The following is a 17,212-nucleotide window of genomic DNA, read 5'->3' on the forward strand; positions in this document are numbered from 1 at the left end:
CGAAAATTCCGGACCCGCCACACGGTCTCCTGGAATTTCCCTATTCAGCCGGCTCCACATCGGTGTAGGCGGCTTCCTCGAGTTCGCGCTTCAGCCGCGCCTCCTCGTGGGTCTTCGGCGTGACGAAGCGGCCGAGCAAGAGATAGGCGACGGGGGTCAGGAACAGCGTCGAGACGGTGGCCAGCCCCAGTCCGCCGACGATCACCCAGCCGAGCGCGATACGGGCCTCGGCGCCGGCGCCCGCCGCCAGCACCAGCGGCACGCCGCCGAGCACGGTGCAGATCATTGTCATCATCACCGGGCGCAAGCGAATGGTCGAGGCCTGTTCGATCGACTCGCGCACCCCCAGTCCGCGATCGCGCAGCTGGTTTGCGAATTCGACGATCAGGATGCCGTTCTTGGCCATGACGCCGACCAGCAGCACCAAGCCTATCTGGCTGTAGGCGTTGAGGCTGGTGCCCGAGAGCAGAAGCGCGAAGATGGCGCAGGCGAGGCCGAGCGGCACTGTCGCCATGATGATGATGGCGCTGACGAAGCTCTCGAATTGCGCGGCAAGCACCAGCAGGATGATGACCAGGGCAAAACCGAAGATGGTGACCATGGCGCTGTTTGTCTCACCCAGCGTCGCCGCCTCGGCCAACGGCACGATGCGGCTGCCCGGCGGCAGAAGCGGCGTTGCGATCTCCTCGGCGCGCGTAAGGGCCGAGCCGAGGGCGAAATCGCCGCCGAGGTTGGACGTGATCGCCACCGACGGCTGCTGCTGCTCGCGCGACAGCGAGGGCGGCACGGCACGCTCGGTCAGCGTGGCTATGGTCGACATCGGCACGAAACGGCCGTCAGCCGTCTTTAGGAAGACGTTCTCCAGGTCGGTCGGATCGTTGATCGGGTTGGTGGTCGAAACCAGCTTCACCCCGTAGCTGCGGTCGGCGATGTAGACATCGACGACGTCGTTGCCGTCGAGCATGGCCTGCATGGTGTTGGCCAGCCCGGTGATGTCGATGCCGAGATCGGAGGCGCGCTCGCGGTCGATGGCGACGGAGAGCTGCGGTTGCGTCGGGTCGATGGAAAGACGGGGTGTCTGGAAACGCGGATCCTTCTGCATCTCGGCGATGATCTTGACGGCCGCGTCGCCGAGCGCCTTGCGGTCGTTGCCGACCAGCGCGAACTGCAGGCCGTTGCCGGCGCCACGGATGCCGAGGCTGTTGGGCTGCACCGGGAAGATACGCACACTGGGCACCTGGCGGGTGAGTTGGCTGATCTCGGCCATGATCTCCTGCTGGCTGCGGCTGCGCTCGTCCCAGGGCGCCAGCGTCATCACCATGAAGCCTGAATTATAGGCGCCGTTCTGGCCGGCGCTCTCGAAAGTGCTGACGATTTCGCCGGAATCACGCAGCGGCTGGATCAGTTTTTCGATCTTCTGCATCTGCTGCGTCGTGTAGTCGAGGCTGACGCCTTGCGGGGCGCTGATGCGAAGCAGCACGACCGCGCGATCCTCGGTCGGCGTCAATTCCTGGCGGATGGTGCCGAACAGCGCGAATGCGGTGCCGGCGAACAGCAGCGCCACCAGCACCACGATCCACGGCGCGTCGAGGCAGACATGCAGGCTGCGCCGGTAGGCCGCGTTCAGCGCGCCGCCGATGCGTGCGCCGACGCCGTTGCCGCCCTCGTGGTGGAGGGCAGCAGTGGACAGCATGCGCGAGGCAAGCATGGGGCAAAGCGTCAGCGCGACCACGCAGGACAACAGCACCGACATGGCGAGCACGAAGCCGAATTCGCGGAACAGGCCGCCGGTCTGGCCCGGCAGGAAGGAGATCGGCACGAAGACGGCAACCAGCGTCAGCGTGGTGGCGATGACGGCGAAGAACACCTCCTGTGCGCCGAGCACGGCAGCGGCACGCGGCCCCATGCCTTGATTGCGCCGCCGCACGATGTTTTCCAAAACGACGATCGCGTCATCGACGACAAGCCCCGTCGCCAGCACCAGGGCCAGCAGCGTCAGGATGTTGATCGAGAAACCAGCGAGATAGATTGCGGCAATGGTGCCGATCATGGCGACGGGCATCGACAGGCCCGGAATGAGCGTGGCGCGCCAGTCGAGAAGAAAGGCATAGATGACGACCAGAACGATGGAGACGGAAAGCGCGAGCGCGATCTCCACCTCGTGCACGGCGCCGTTGACGAACACCGCGTCGTCGCTTGTGACCTTGATCGACATGCCTTGCGGCAGGTTTGCCTGCAATTTCTCGACCGCGGCCTTGACGCCGGTGGAGATATCCAGCGTGTTCGATTCCGCCTGGCGGATGATGCCGATGCCGATGCCGGTCTTGCCGTCCGAACGCAACGTGGTCTGGCCGATGTCGGGGCCGAGCGTGACGGTGGCGACATCGCGGATGCGCGTCGTGCCGCCAATGATGATGTTCTCGAATTCTTCCGGCGTCGTCACATCGGCCGTGGTGCGAACGATCAGGTCCTGATTGGTCGTGGTGATCGAGCCGGCGGGTGAATCGAAGGCGACCGAGGCAAGGGCGGTCCTGAGGTCGGCGACGGTGAAGCCCAGGCTGGCGAGCTTGTTCTGGTCGACGTCGATGCGGAAGATCTTGTCGCGGTCGCCATAGACCTGGACGTCCGCGACGCCTGGAACGGCAGCCAGTTCGTCCTCGATCTGGTCCTGGACCACAACGGTCATGTCCTGTACCGACATGGTGTCGGAGGTGACGGCCAGGCGCATCACGGGGTCGGAGTTGGCGTCGGCCTTGACGATGCGCGGCGGATCGGCCGTCTCCGGCATCTGGTTGGCGACGCGGCCGACGGCATCCCGCACATCCGAGGCCCCGACATTGAGATCGACGCCGTCGTTGAATTCGATGGTGACGCGGCTCGAGCCGAAGGAGGAGGTCGAGGAGATCGACTTGACGCCGGAAACGCGGGCAACAGCTCCCTCGATGGTATCGGTCAGTTCGCGATCGACCGTTTCGGCCGCCGCGCCTTCGAAAGTCGTGGAAACGGTGACGACGGCGCGGTCGACATCAGGCAGTTCGCGGATCTCGACGCCATAGAAGGCGGCGAGGCCGGCGACCGCGATGAGGACATTCAGCACCAAGGCCATGACCGGCCTGCGGATGAACAGGGCGGTAAAGCCGGTCTCGCTAGCGGCGTTGACGGCTCCGGTCATGAGCCTTCGGCCGCGTTCGCGGCGCGCTGCTCTCCGCGGGCGATGCGGACTTCGCCGCCCTCGCTGACGCTCTGGGTGCCTTCGGTCACCACCATGTCGCCACTGTCCAGTTCCGCGTCGATCAACACGGTTTCGGTGTTGCGCTGGATGATGCGCACCGGCACCCGCTTGGCCTTGCCGTTCTCGACCGCCCAGACGTAAGCGCCCTCCGAGCCCCACAGGATCGCCAGCGGGCTGACGGCGGGGTAAGTCTCGCCAGGGAATTTCATGGTGATGGCGAACGACATGCCGGCGCGCAGCGAATCGGCCGGGTTGGCGATCGTCGCCTTGACCAGAAGCGTACGGCTGTTCTCGTCGATGTGGTTGTCAATGGCCGAAACCGTGCCGGTATAGCTGTTGCCGGGGTTGGCGATCGGCGTCGCCGACAATTGCGCGCCGATCTTGACGGCGGCGGCGAAGCGCTCCGGCACCAGGAAATCGACAAGGATCGAGGAACGGTCGTCGAGCGTGGCGATCGCCGACTGGTTGGTCACATAATTGCCGGCGGAGATCGGCAGGATGCCGACCGTGCCGGAGATCGGGGCGAGAACAGACCGGCGGTGCAGGGCGAGTTCCGCATCCTGTAGCGCCAGCTTGGCACCGGCCAGCACCACTTCGGCATCGGCGACGGCGACCGGTGTCGCCGCATTGGAGGCGCGCAGCGACCTGACCCGGTCGAGCTTGGCCTGTGCGTCCTGAAGCGCGAGCCGGGCACGGTCCTGGGCGATCACTTCGGTTTCGGAATCAAGGGTCGCGATGACCTGTCCCTTGTCGACATGGGTGCCGGACGAAACCAGCAATTCGGCGAGACGGCCGGAGGAGTAGGGGTTGACCGTCACCGACGCATTGGCGCGGCCGGTGCCGATGGCCTGGAGCCGATCGTTTATGGTCGCGGAAATAGCGGGCACGACGACGACGTTGACCTGACGGGCTCGCTCGCCGCCAGCGGATTTCGTGCCGGCGCCGGTTTCAGCCGGAGGCCTTGCCGCGTAGGCCCAGTCTATTCCCCAGCGCGCCAGCACGTCCGGCGCGCCCGGGAAAAAGCGCAGCCAGGCGGCAACCGCCACCACCAGCACCACAAGGGCGAAAAGTATCTGTTTCCAGGCGGCCATCGGCACTCCGGTTGGCAAAACAATCCTTCCGTCCACCGGTTTCCCGAAATAAGCAGACGCAGCGGGGCTATTCTAAGGCAAGAAGCAAGCCCCCGATATCGTGCCTTTATGACAATTCTTCAGTGTCCGCGCACATTAAATATGCGTAACGTTGCCGGTGTTCGTGCCGTTTTGATTTTTTAGTTCACTTCGAGCCGGGCTTTCGAGATTACAACGCTGGCTATGCCGCCCCGACGCCAGTTTCGGACCGAAATCGTTCCAGACTTATCCCGGGCTGCATCAACGCAGGCCTTCCATCTCGCGGATGCGCCGGGCGCCGTCGGCCTCGAGTTGCCTTGTGACGGCGCCGATCAGCGTTTCGGCGACGACGAAGAGCGCCGCCGAGGAGTCCCACGCCGAAGGCACGGCGGTTCGCCCGGCGATGACGTGACGGGCGAAGCGGGCGATCGGCGACAGCCACTGGTCGGTGAACAACACGATCTGCACGCCACGCTGATGCGCCTTCTCGGCGAAGCGGATGAGGCTGTCCTGGTAGCGCCTGATGTCGAAAATGACCAGCACGTCGCGCTTGCCCATGTCGATCAGCCTGTCGCGCCACATGCTTTCCTGACCGGCGAGGTGAATGACGTCAGGCTGGATGATGGCAAGGTGGGCGGCCATGTAGCGCGCCAGCGGATCGGTGAAGCGGCCGCCGATCAGGAATGTCTTGCCGCGACGCTCTGCGAGGCGGGACGCGATGTCGGCAAGCTGCTTGTCGGACAGGTGCCGGAACGTCTCGCGCATATTGTCGAGCGTTGCCTCCAGCATCGGCGACGCCGTGCCGCCGGGCAAGGGCGGATTGAGCGTGCGGGTCGCAGGGGACTGCAATTGCGCCGCCAGTTCGTCCTGCAGGCTCGACTGGAACTCCGGATAGTTCTGGAAGCCGAGCCTGGCGACGAAACGCAGGATCGTCGGCGAGGACACGCCGGCCGCGGACGAGAATTCGGCGACAGTCTTCAGACCGATCATCGGATAGCTCGCTATCAGCGTCTGGGCCGCGCGCCGCTCGCCGGCCGGCATTGTGCCGATGCGGTCGGCGATCAATTCGGCAATACTGGAAATCATCTTTCCCATCCATGGCCCGGCCGACGGTGTTTTCCCCAAATCGCATTTGACAAAGCCGGGCAAACTGTATGAAATCATCCATAGGGACGCAATGAGGCAAAATACGTAACATACGATACAGCGCTCCCCGGGGACCGCAGACTATGGAGAAAGCACGGCCCGCCAGCCTTGCATCGCCTGATGCCGTAAGGGTGACCAACCCGGGCGGATCGAGTCCCTTCGTGCTCACCTGCGACCACGCCTCCAATTTCCTGCCCGCCGAATTCGGCACGCTCGGCCTCACCGCCGAGGACCTGTCGCGTCACATCGCCTGGGACCCGGGCGCGCTGCCGGTTGCGCTGCGCATGGCGCAGGCGCTCGATGCGACGCTGGTCGAAACCTGCATTTCGCGTCTCGTCATCGACTGCAACCGGCCGCTTGACGCGCCGGACCTGGTGCCGCCGGTCAGCGAAACCACAGCCATACCGGGCAACACCGGCCTGTCGGAAAAGCAGCGCGCGGCGCGGGTCGCCCTGTCCTGGCAGCCGTTCCATAGCGCCATCGAGCATATTGTCGAAGACAGGCTGGCGCGCGGCCAGGAGACGCGGCTGGTATCGGTGCATTCCTTCACGCCGGTCTACAAAGGCCGAGACCGGCCCTGGCATATCGGCATCATCCACGATGACGACCGCCGGCTGGCGGCGCCGCTGATATCGGCGCTGCGGCACCTTGCCGGCATTACCGTCGGCGTCAACGAACCCTATTCGCCGGCCGACCGCGTCTATTTCACGCTGGAACGCCATGCGCGCCCGCGCGGGCTGCCCTGCGCGATGATTGAAATCCGCAACGATGAAATCTCCGGCGAGACCGGGCAGCGGAAATGGGCGGATTTGCTCACAGGCATCTTTTCGGATCTGGAGCCCGAGGAGACCAGGGGCGCCAGGGAACACGCAACGGGAAAGTCAGTTCAATCGGCTAGCTGAGAACGCAAGGGGACTAAAAATGGCAGCACCTGGATATACCGAAGTTGACAAGGCGGAGGACGTCAAGGTCCTCCACAGCATGGGCTACGCCCAGGAACTGGAGCGGCGCCTCAGCCGCTTTTCGAATTTCGCCGTTTCCTTCTCCATCATCTGCATCCTGTCGGGCGGCATCAATTCGCTGGCGCAGGCAACGTCGGGCGCCGGCGGCATCGGCATCGGCATCGGCTGGCTGGTCGGCTGCTTCGTCTCGTTGACGTTCGCCGTCGCCATGTCGCAGATCAGCTCGGCCTATCCGACGGCAGGCGGGCTCTATCATTGGGGCTCGATCCTGGGCAACCGCGGCACCGGCTGGGTCACGGCCTGGCTCAACCTGCTCGGCCTGATCACCGTGCTCGGCGCCATCAATGTCGGCACCTGGACATTCTTCATCGGTGCCTTCGGACCGGCGCTCGGCATCGAAGGCACGCTGACCAACCAGATGATCTTTCTGGTCATCATCACCGGCGCCCAGGCGCTCATCAACCATCTCGGCATCAAGCTGACGGCCAAGCTCACCGACTTCTCGGGCTACCTCATCTTCTTCGGCTCGATCCTGATCGCAGTGGTCTGCCTGCTCTCCGCCGAAACCTGGGATTTCAGCCGGCTGTTCACCTTCCATAACTACTCCGGCGATGCCGGAGGCGGCGTCTGGCCGTCGGTTTCGAATGCCTGGGTGTTCGCGCTCGGCCTCCTGCTGCCGATCTATACCATCACCGGTTACGACGCCTCGGCGCATACGTCCGAGGAGACCATCAAGGCGGCCAGCTCGGTGCCGCGCGCCATGGTCATGTCGGTGATCTGGTCGGCCGTATTCGGCTATCTGTTCCTGGCCGCCTTCGTGCTGATGATCCCGAACATGGACGATGCCGCCAAGCAAGGCTGGAACGTGTTCTTCTGGGCCTTCGACCAGCGCGTCAGCCCTGGCCTCAAGGAGTTCGTCTATCTCGTCGTGTTCATCGCTCAGCTGCTGTGCGGCCTCGCCACCGTCACCTCAGCCTCGCGCATGATCTTCGCCTTCTCGCGTGACGGCGGCCTGCCGGGTTCGTCGGCACTGGCCAAGGTCAGCCCGACCTACCGCACGCCGGTGGCCGCGATCTGGACGGCATCGATCCTGTCGGTGCTGTTCGTCTGGGGTTCGACGCTGGTTTCGGTCGCCGGCACCTCGGCCTACACCATCGTGGTGTCCTGCACCGTCATCTTCCTGTTCCTGTCCTTCACCGTGCCGATCGTGCTCGGCATGCTGGCCTGGGGCACGCCCAAATGGGACAAGATGGGACCGTGGAACATGGGGCGCGGCGTGTTCATGCTGTTTGCGGTCCTGTCGATCGTGTCGATGATCCTGATCTTCGTCATTGGCATCCAGCCGCCGAACGACTGGGCGCTCTACATCACCGTCGGCTTCTTCATCCTGACCGCGATCGTCTGGTTTGCCTTCGAGCGCAACCGCTTCCAGGGTCCGCCGCTCGGCGACATCATCGCGGCGCGCCAGGCGGCGATCAAGGCGGCTGAGCAGGCCGTCGGCGAAACCGGCCACTGAGGCCAGCATCTCACAGCCATGGCCCGCGCATCGCCGGCCATGGCTTCGACCCTTCGAAATCGACAAGCCCAAAATGACAAGCACTGGAGCGCCAAAGGAATGGCCGGAAATTTCTCGTTCGATCAGTTGAAGAAAGCGGTTTCCGGCGGGGAGATCGACACGGTGCTGGCCTGCATCGTCGATATGCAGGGACGGCTGGCGGGAAAACGGTTCCTGGCCCAGTACTTCGTCGATTCCGCGCATGACGAGACGCATGGCTGCAACTATCTCCTGGCCGCCGACATCGATATGGAGCCGGTGCCCGGCTATAAGGCGGCAAGCTGGTCGAAGGGCTATGGCGATTTCGTCATGAAGCCCGACCTCGCGACGCTGCGGCGCATTCCGTGGCTGGAAAAGACAGCGCTCGTGATCTGCGACGTGCTCGATCACCACACCCATGACGACCTGCCGCATTCCCCGCGCGCCATCCTGAAGAAGCAGGTCAAGCGGCTGACGGAGCGCGGTTATATCGGCTATTTCGCCTCCGAGCTCGAATTCTACCTCTTCAGCGAGACCTACGATTCCGCCCGCAAGAAGCACTGGCAGGGCCTCGACACCGCCTCGCCCTATATCGGCGACTATCAGATCGGCATCACCACCAAGGAAGAAGGCGTCATGCGACGGCTTCGCAACGAGATGGAAGCGGCAGGCATCCCGATCGAGAACTCGAAGGGCGAGTGGGGGCCGGGTCAGGAAGAGATCAATGTGCGCTATGCCGAGGCCCTCGACATGGCCGATCGCCACGTCATCCTGAAGAACGGCGCCAAGGAGATCGCCGAATCCGAAGGCAAGGCGATTTCCTTCATGGCCAAGTACAATTACGGGCTCGCCGGCAATTCCAGCCACATCCACAATTCGCTCTGGAGCGCCGACGGCAAGACGCCGCTTTTCTTCGACAGACAAGCCGACTGGACGCTGTCGAGCCTCGGCCAGCAATGGGCGGCGGGCCAACTTAAATACGCCAAGGAGTTCACCTGGTTCCTGGCGCCCTACATCAATTCCTATAAGCGCTTCCAGGCCGGAACGTTCGCGCCGACCAAGATCATGTGGAGCGAAGATAATCGCACCGCCGGCTTCCGCCTGTGCGGCGAAGGCACCAAGGGCATCCGGATGGAATGCCGCATCGGCGGCGCCGACTTGAATCCCTATCTTGCCTTCGCGGCGTTGATCGCCGCCGGCCTTGCCGGCATCGACGAGAAGCTGGAGCTGCAAAAGCCCTTCGTCGGCGACGCCTATCAGGCCTCGCGCCTGCCGGAGATCCCGAAGACGCTGCGCGACGCCACCGACTCGCTGGCCAAGTCCAAGATGCTGAAACAGGCGCTTGGCGAGGACGTGCTCGAACACTACGTCCACACCGCCAAATGGGAGCAGTTCGAATACGACCGCCGCATTACGGATTGGGAACTGCACAGGGGGTTCGAGCGATACTAGAAAGATAGTAAGTTACTACCCTTACCTTGATCGGAAACGCGGATTGAACTAGATTTATGCGATGACCGAAGGAACCAAATACCATCCGCTTTTCGAGCATCTTCTGTTCTCGGGCCAAGGCCATATGTCCATGAGCTTCGCGGAGATTGAGCAAATAATAGGCGGCCGCTTGCCGCCGTCGGCGCGACAGCGGGAGGAATGGTGGGCGAACAGCCCGAACGGGCACAGCCAGGCACGCGCCTGGTTGCGCGCAAACTATCGGGCGTCCCATGTCGACCTTGCGAACGAACGCGTGGATTTTAAACTGGAGGGATGGCCCGAGGGCTATCGAAAGCCGAACATGGCTACCATGGACAAGACTCCTCCGGGAATGGCGGAGCCAGCGCAGGCTAGCTACGAACTTCCACGGGAAAATATCGACCATCCGCTTTTCGGCATATGGACAGGCAAGGTTACGCTTTGCCCAGGGCATGATTACACTAGGCCGGCTTTTGAGCCTGATGTGCAGCCGTGACGCATAGGTTGCTGCTCGACACGTGCGCGATCATATGGATAGCGCTGAACGAGCCGATCAGGCCGGAAGCCAAGACTGCGATCAATACCGCCGCGGCTGTTGACGAGAAGATCCGGGTTTCCCCCATTTCGGCCTGGGAATTGGGCCTGCTGAGCGCCAAGGGCCGGTTGGCGGCAGCAAAGTCGCCAACAAGCATTTTTGGGGAAGTGATCGCCACGCCAGGCATCAAGGTGGAGGCTCTTTCGCCGGGCTTGTTGATTGAATCGTCCTTCTTGCCCGGATCGCTTCACGGCGATCCGGCAGATAGAATATTGATCGCGACGGCACGGGCGTTCGATCTGACGCTCGTGACGCGCGATCAGTCGATACTGGATTATGCGAGAGCGGGGCATGTTCGCGCCCTTGCCTGCTGACGCTTTGCCTTTCGATATGGAGACATCTTCTTGGAAATCGTGAAACTCAAATCCCCTATCGATGGTTCGGTCTATGCCGAGCGTCCGATCGCCACCGACCAGGCGGTCAATGCCGCTGTCGAGCGCGCCAAGGCAGCGCAGGAGAAGTGGGCGCAGACTCCGATCGCCGAGCGCGGCAAGTACATGCTGGCGATGCTCGAGGCGTTGGTTGCCATGACCGACGAGATCGTGCCGGAGATCGCCTGGCAGATGGGGCGTCCGGTGCGCTATGGCGGCGAGTTCGGCGGCGTCAAGGAACGCACCAGCCATATGGTCGAAATCGCCGAGGCGGCGCTGAAATCGGTCCCGGCTTCCAATCCGAAGGACGGGTTCCGCCGCTATGTGAAGAAGGATCCGCTCGGCGTGGTCATGGTGATCGCGCCGTGGAACTATCCTTACCTCACCGCGGTCAACACGATCGTGCCGGCGCTGATGGCCGGCAACACCGTCATCCTCAAACACGCCGCGCAGACGCTGCTTGTCGGCGAGCGTTTCCAACAGGCTTTCGACAAAGCCGGCCTGCCCAAGGGCGTGTTCCAGAACATCGTGCTGAACCACGCGCAGACAGAAAAATTGCTTGGCTCGGGCAAGATCGACCACGTCAATTTCACCGGCTCGGTCGCCGGCGGCCGCGCCATCGAAAAGGCAGCGGCCGGCACCTTCATGACGCTCGGGTTGGAGCTTGGCGGCAAGGATCCTGCCTATGTGCTGCCCGACGCCAAGATTGACCATGCAGTCGCCAATCTGGTCGATGGCGCCTTCTACAATTCCGGCCAGTGCTGCTGCGGCATCGAGCGCGTCTATGTGCATGAGAAGGTCTATGACGAATTCGTCGCAGGCTTCATCGCCGAGACGAAACACTATGTCGTCGGCAACCCGCTCGAACAGGCGACGACGATGGGGCCGATGGCGCAGGCCCGTTTCGCCGACTTGATCCGCGAGCAGAAGGCCGAGGCGCTGCGCAAGGGCGCCAAGGCGCATATCAACATGAAGGTGGCTCAAGACAAGGCCGGCTCGCCCTATCTCGCGCCGGAGGTGCTGACCGGCGTCGACCATCAGATGAGCGTCATGCGCGAGGAAAGTTTTGGCCCGATCGTCGGCATCATGAAGGTGCGCAACGACGAGGAGGCGATCGCGCTGATGAACGACAGCCCCTACGGCCTGACCGCCTCGATCTGGACGCGCGACACCGAGCATGCGGTGGCGATCGGCGACCGCGTCGAGACCGGCACGGTGTTCATGAACCGCTGCGACTACCTCGACCCGGCGCTGGTCTGGACCGGCGTCAAGGACACCGGCAAGGGGGCCGGCTTGTCCGCCATCGGCTACGACAACCTGACCCGGCCGAAATCCTTCCACCTGCGCGAAGCCATCTGATTTTTTGAAAGACAAACATGTCCAAGCTGATCTCCAAATGGAACTACCCCACCACCGTTCGCTTCGGCGCCGGGCGCATCAAGGAATTGCCCGAGGTGCTCGCCGCCACCGGCATCAAGCGGCCGCTCTTCGTCACCGATCCGGGGCTGGCGAAACTGCCGGTCGTCGCTTCGACGCTGAAAATCCTCGATGACGCAAAAGTGCCCTACGGCGTTTTCTCCGAAGTGAAGCCGAATCCGGTCGATTCCAATCTCACCGCCGGCATCGCGGTGTTCAAGAAGGGCAAGCATGACGGCGTCATTGCCTTCGGCGGCGGCTCGGCGCTCGACCTTGGCAAGCTGATCGCCTTCCAGGCGGGACAGACGCGGCCGGTCTGGGATTTCGAGGACATCGGCGACTGGTGGACACGCGCCAACTCGGACGCGATCGCGCCGATCATAGCGGTGCCGACCACCGCCGGCACCGGCTCCGAAGTCGGCCGCGCCGGCGTCATCACCAATGAGGCGACCCACACCAAGAAGGTCATCTTCCATCCGAAGCTGCTGCCGGCGATCGTCATTGCCGATCCGGAACTGTCGGTCGGCATGCCGGGCTTCATCACCGCCGGCACCGGCATGGACGCGCTGGCCCATTGCCTCGAGGCTTATTGCGCGCCGGGCTACCATCCGATGGCCGACGGCATCGCCGTGGAAGGCATCAGGCTTGTCTTCGAGAACCTGCCAAAGGCCTATGCCAACGGCAGGGATCTGGTCGCCCGCGCCAACATGATGAGCGCCGCGGCGATGGGCGCGGCAGCCTTCCAGAAGGGGCTGGGGGCGATCCATTCGCTGTCGCATCCCATCGGGGCGCTCTACGACACCCATCACGGCATGACCAATGCGGTTTTCATGCCCTATGTGCTCGCCTTCAATCGCGAGGCGATCGAGGACCGCATCGCGCGGCTCGCCGCCTATTGCGGCATAAGAGGCGGCTTCGACGGCTTCGCCAAGGCTGTCATCAAGCTTCGCAAGGAATTGAAGGTGCCGCATGCGCTGCCAGGCCTGATCAAGGGGCTCGACATGGACAAGAAGCGCAAGGCCTTGATCGCCGATATGGCGGTGGTCGATCCGACAGCCGGCGGCAACCCGGTCAAGCTGACCAAGAAAGCAGCGCTGACGCTGCTCGAAAATGCAATCGCTGGGACGGTGTGATACCGCTTTCAGGGTAAAGTTGATCTGGAAAATCAGGGGCAACCAAGGGGAAAGGGGTGAAGTGCAAGGCAAAAGTAATTAGCCGGAAAATTAAGTGGTGGCTAATTGCTACAGTTGATTAAAAGGAGTTAACTTTCGTGCTGCCAGCGGTGGGGTTTCATAAAGCTTTCATCTGGCTGTCACACGAAAACGATACCGCATCGCAGGCGTCCAACGGCGTCAGTTCAACGGAGAGAACACATGTTCAAATTCACGGGGAAAGTGCTTTCCCTTTCGGCCGCGGCGCTGTTTGCGTCGACGGTGATTTCGTCCGCGGCTCCGCTGGACGATCTCGTCAAGGCCGCGAAGGCGGAAGGCCAGCTTACCACCATCGCGCTGCCGCATGACTGGTGCGGTTACGGCGACGTCATCGCCGGGTTCAAGGCGAAATATCCGGAAATCACCATCAACGAGCTCAATCCCGACGCCGGTTCGGGCGACGAGGTCGAGGCGATCAAGGCCAACAAGGACAATAAGGGCCCGCAGGCGCCCGACGTCATCGACGTCGGCCTGTCCTTCGGCCCGACCGCCAAGGCCGACGGCCTGCTGATGCCCTACAAGGTGTCGACCTGGGACTCGATCCCCGACAGCGCCAAGGATGCCGACGGCGCCTGGTACGGTGATTACTACGGCGTTCTGGCGATGATGGTGAACAAGGATCTGGTCAAGGAATCGCCGAAGGACTGGGCCGATCTGCTGAAGCCGGAATTCGCCAATTCGGTGGCTCTCGCCGGTGATCCGCGCGCTTCGAACCAGGCCATCCAGGCGGTCTATGCCGCTGGCCTTTCGAGTGGCGCCGCGGCTGGCGAAGCCGCGGGCACCGCCGGCCTCGACTTCTTCAAGAAGCTCAATGCCGCCGGCAACTTCGTACCGGTCATCGGCAAGCCGGCGACACTCGCCCAGGGTCAGACCCCGATTCTGATCAACTGGGACTACAACGCGCTCGCCGGCCGTGACACGCTGAAGGGCAACCCGCCGGTCGACGTCGTCGTGCCGAAGACCGGCGTCGTCGCCGGCGTCTACGTGCAGGCGATCAGCGCCTATGCGCCGCATCCGAACGCAGCCAAGCTCTGGATGGAATATCTCTATTCCGACGAAGGCCAGATCGGCTGGCTCAAGGGCTATTGCCACCCGATCCGCTTCAACGATCTCGCCAAGAACGGCAAGATCCCGGCGGACGTGCTGGCCAAGCTGCCGCCGGCGGAAGCCTATGCTTCGGCGGTGTTCCCGACGCTGGACGAGCAGGGCAAGGCCAAGGAAGCCGTCACCAAGAACTGGGACTCCGTTGTCGGTGCCAACGTCAAGTAACAGTTGAAATCCACCGGGCGGCTTCGCGGCCGCCCGGTTCCCCCTCGAAGACGGTAGCCGGCGCATGACCGATCTCTCGCTTTCCAATCACGATGCCGCAGGCAAGACTGCGCCGCCCGCGGAGGCACGCGCATTGCGATTGCCGACGCAATGGCTCGGCGTCGCACCGTTCTTCATCTTCGCCATCATGTTCCTGATTTTGCCCACGCTCTATCTGATGCTGGGCGCGTTCCAGAATGATGCCGGCGAATTCACGCTCGAAAACATCGTCGCTCTGGCGCAGCCGTCGATCGTTGCCGCTTACTGGATATCGATCAAGGTTAGCCTGGCCTCGGCGCTGATCGGTGCTTTCGCGGGCCTGGCCATCGCCATCGCCATCGTGCGCGGCGGGCTGCCGGACTGGATACGCTCGGCGACCCTGACCTTTTCCGGCGTTGCCTCCAATTTCGCCGGCGTGCCGCTGGCCTTCGCCTTCCTCGCCACGCTCGGCCGGCTCGGTCTTGCCACGGTGATCCTGAACACCGTGTTCGGCCTCAACATCTATGCCCACGGCTTCAATATCCTGTCCTTCTGGGGCCTGACGCTGACCTATGTCTATTTCCAGATCCCGCTGATGGTGGTCATCATCACGCCGGCGATCGATGGCTTGAAGAAGGAATGGGGTGAAGCTGCCGCCACGCTTGGCGCGACCACCGCGCAATATTGGCGCATCGTGGTCATCCCGGTGATCTGGCCGAGTTTTCTCGGCACCGTGATCCTGCTTTTCGCCAACGCCTTCGGGGCGATCGCCACCGCCTATGCGCTGACCGGCTCGTCGCTCAACATCGTGCCGATCCTGCTCTACGCGCAAATCCGCGGCGACGTGCTGCACAATGCCCATCTCGGCTACGCGATCGCCTTCGGCATGATCGTCATCACCGGCCTGGCCAATGTCTTCTACATCTGGTTCCGGACCCGTTCCGAGAGGTGGCTGAAATGAAGTCGGGCAAATTCTGGGCCTGGGTGGTCTTCATCCTCGGCGCGGCCTATTTCTTCATCCCGCTGATCGCGACGGTGGAATTTTCCATGCGCATGCGGCGCGGCGCCTATTCCTTCGACGCCTACCGGATCGTGCTCGGCGACGCGCGTTTCCAGGCGACCTTCCTGTATTCGGTGGTCGCCGCCATCTTCACCATCATTCTGGGTGTGCTGATCGTGGTGCCGGCGGCCTACTGGATCCGATTGCGGCTGCCGCAGCTCAGGCCGATCGTCGAGTTCATCACGCTTTTGCCGTTGGTCATTCCGGCCATCGTCATCGTCTTCGGCTATATCAGGATGTACGGCTCGAATTCACCCTTGCCGTTCCTCGGGTCCGATATGGGAACCAATGCCTTGCTGGTCATCGGCTATGCGACCTTGGCGCTGCCCTATATGTATCGTGCCGTCGATACGGGGCTCCGAACCATCGACGTGCGGACGTTGACGGAAGCGGCCCAGATCCTCGGAGCCGGCTGGGGCACGATCATCACCCGCGTCATCCTTCCCAATGTGCTGATTGCGGTGTTGTCCGGCGCCTTCCTGACATTCGCCATCGTCATCGGCGAGTTTACGATGGCGAGCTTGCTGAACCGGCCGGCTTTCGGCCCGTATCTGCAGAATGTCGGGGCCAACCGCGCCTATGAGCCGGCGGCCCTTGCCATCATCGCCTTCGTCATCACCTGGGGCTGCATGTCGCTGATCCAGATCCTGTCGCGCTTCGCGCCGAAATCGGCTAATCGTCCGAACTGACCCGAAAGAAAAAGCCATGGCCGAGCCATTCCTCTCCATCCAGCATGTGCGAAAATCCTTCGGCGCCACCACTGTTGTCGAGGATTTCAATCTCGATGTCGAACCGGGCGAGTTCGTCTCATTCCTCGGCCCGTCAGGCTGCGGCAAGACGACGGTGCTGCGCATGGTCGCCGGCTTCGAGGAGCCGTCGGCCGGCAAGATCGTCGTCGGCAGCAAGGACATCACCAGGCTGAAGCCGAACCAGCGCAATGTCGGCATGGTGTTCCAGGCCTATGCACTGTTCCCGAACATGACCGTGGCGCAGAACATCGGCTTCGGACTGAAAGTCGCCGGCATGTCCAGGGCTGATATCGATGCCCGTGTCGCCGAAATGCTGGGCATCATCAAGCTGCCGCAGATGGCCGACCGCTATCCTTATCAGCTCTCGGGCGGCCAGCAGCAGCGTATCGCGCTGGCCCGCGCCATCGCACCGAAGCCGAAGCTCTTGCTGCTCGACGAGCCGCTGTCGGCGCTTGATGCCAAGGTGCGCGTCTCGCTGCGCGAGGAAATCCGCTCGATCCAGAAGAAGCTCGGCATCACCACCATCTTCGTCACCCATGACCAGGAAGAGGCGCTGTCGATCTCCGACCGCATCGCGGTGATGTATGGCGGCAAGGCCGAGCAGGTCGGCACGCCGTTCGAGATCTACAACCGGCCGGCAACCAAGTTCGTCGCCAATTTCGTCGGCACGCTGAATGTGCTGGAAGGCACCGTCACCGACGCGGCGTCGGGCAAGGTCCGTGTCAACACCGAGGAAGTCTCGCTCAAGGGTAGGCTCAACGGCTCGAAGTCCGGCGATACGCTGTCATTGGCGCTGCGGCCGGAAGCCATTTCGCTCGGCCGCCAGCCCGGCCGCGATTCAAGCCTGTCCGGCGAGATTTCCGAAGTGCACTTTCTCGGCTCGGTGATCCGGGTCCGGGTCGGCATCGGCGGCAACACCGTTTCGCTCGACACGTTCAACAGTTCGACGACGCCACCGCCGGCCGTCGGTGAGAAGGCGGAGATTTCCTTCTCGTCGGGCGACCTGCTGGTGCTGCACTGACGCGGCCGAAGCGCCCTGCCGATCCGGCCACCGGTCCAGTTGCCGGACG

14 protein-coding genes are annotated in these 17,212 nt (G+C 63.0%); 11 read left to right on the forward strand and 3 right to left on the reverse strand.

From position 1 onward, the window contains the following. Positions 1-40: 40 nt before the first annotated feature. The 3 genes from FJ942_RS04410 to FJ942_RS04420 form a co-directional block, all read right to left on the reverse strand. Positions 41-3,172 (reverse strand): efflux RND transporter permease subunit, encoded by a 3,132-nt coding sequence (locus FJ942_RS04410; protein WP_140496313.1) that lies wholly within the window; start codon positions 3,170-3,172, stop codon positions 41-43. Further along, positions 3,169-4,323 (reverse strand): efflux RND transporter periplasmic adaptor subunit, encoded by a 1,155-nt coding sequence (locus FJ942_RS04415; protein ID WP_140665938.1) that lies wholly within the window; start codon positions 4,321-4,323, stop codon positions 3,169-3,171. Before FJ942_RS04415 ends, FJ942_RS04410 begins: the two co-directional genes overlap by 4 nt. Positions 4,324-4,602: 279 nt before the next feature. Next, positions 4,603-5,427, reverse strand: coding sequence for a MurR/RpiR family transcriptional regulator (locus tag FJ942_RS04420; RefSeq protein ID WP_140496311.1), 825 nt, complete (start codon positions 5,425-5,427; stop codon positions 4,603-4,605). 143 nt (positions 5,428-5,570) lie between these two features. Between FJ942_RS04420 and FJ942_RS04425 the strand changes: the two genes are divergently transcribed. The 11 genes from FJ942_RS04425 (at position 5,571) to FJ942_RS04475 (ending at position 17,163) form a co-directional block, all read left to right on the forward strand. After that, complete coding sequence (locus FJ942_RS04425) at positions 5,571-6,389, forward strand: N-formylglutamate amidohydrolase (protein WP_140897279.1); 819 nt, start codon at positions 5,571-5,573, stop codon at positions 6,387-6,389. Positions 6,390-6,408: 19 nt separating this feature from the next. Further along, the gene (locus FJ942_RS04430; RefSeq protein WP_140496309.1) at positions 6,409-7,965 is read left to right on the forward strand and encodes an amino acid permease; all 1,557 of its coding nucleotides are present in this window, start codon (positions 6,409-6,411) and stop codon (positions 7,963-7,965) included. 99 nt (positions 7,966-8,064) lie between these two features. After that, entirely contained in the window at positions 8,065-9,435 is a 1,371-nt protein-coding gene (locus tag FJ942_RS04435) for a glutamine synthetase family protein (RefSeq protein WP_140897280.1), read from the forward strand. Between the two features lie 61 nt (positions 9,436-9,496). Beyond that, complete coding sequence (locus tag FJ942_RS04440) at positions 9,497-9,949, forward strand: hypothetical protein (RefSeq protein ID WP_140879564.1); 453 nt, start codon at positions 9,497-9,499, stop codon at positions 9,947-9,949. A gap of 8 nt (positions 9,950-9,957) precedes the next feature. Next, entirely contained in the window at positions 9,958-10,362 is a 405-nt protein-coding gene (locus FJ942_RS04445) for a type II toxin-antitoxin system VapC family toxin (RefSeq protein WP_224518925.1), read from the forward strand. A gap of 30 nt (positions 10,363-10,392) precedes the next feature. After that, entirely contained in the window at positions 10,393-11,778 is a 1,386-nt protein-coding gene (locus FJ942_RS04450) for an aldehyde dehydrogenase family protein (RefSeq protein WP_140496305.1), read from the forward strand. Positions 11,779-11,795: 17 nt separating this feature from the next. Further along, on the forward strand, positions 11,796-12,968 hold the full coding sequence (locus FJ942_RS04455) for an iron-containing alcohol dehydrogenase (RefSeq protein ID WP_140496304.1): 1,173 nt from the start codon (positions 11,796-11,798) through the stop codon (positions 12,966-12,968). A 240-nt stretch (positions 12,969-13,208) separates the two neighbouring features. Beyond that, positions 13,209-14,315 (forward strand): ABC transporter substrate-binding protein, encoded by a 1,107-nt coding sequence (locus FJ942_RS04460; RefSeq protein ID WP_140522419.1) that lies wholly within the window; start codon positions 13,209-13,211, stop codon positions 14,313-14,315. Between the two features lie 64 nt (positions 14,316-14,379). Beyond that, positions 14,380-15,294: an ABC transporter permease subunit gene (locus FJ942_RS04465; protein ID WP_140496302.1), complete on the forward strand. Its 915-nt coding sequence runs from the start codon at positions 14,380-14,382 to the stop codon at positions 15,292-15,294. Then, on the forward strand, positions 15,291-16,082 hold the full coding sequence (locus tag FJ942_RS04470) for an ABC transporter permease (RefSeq protein WP_140496301.1): 792 nt from the start codon (positions 15,291-15,293) through the stop codon (positions 16,080-16,082). The genes FJ942_RS04465 and FJ942_RS04470 overlap by 4 nt, the downstream gene beginning before the upstream one ends. A 16-nt stretch (positions 16,083-16,098) precedes the next feature. Then, positions 16,099-17,163: an ABC transporter ATP-binding protein gene (locus tag FJ942_RS04475; RefSeq protein WP_140897281.1), complete on the forward strand. Its 1,065-nt coding sequence runs from the start codon at positions 16,099-16,101 to the stop codon at positions 17,161-17,163. Positions 17,164-17,212: the final 49 nt, after the last annotated feature.

The organism is Mesorhizobium sp. B2-4-2, from assembly GCF_006442845.1.
In the GTDB taxonomy this organism is placed as follows: domain Bacteria; phylum Pseudomonadota; class Alphaproteobacteria; order Rhizobiales; family Rhizobiaceae; genus Mesorhizobium.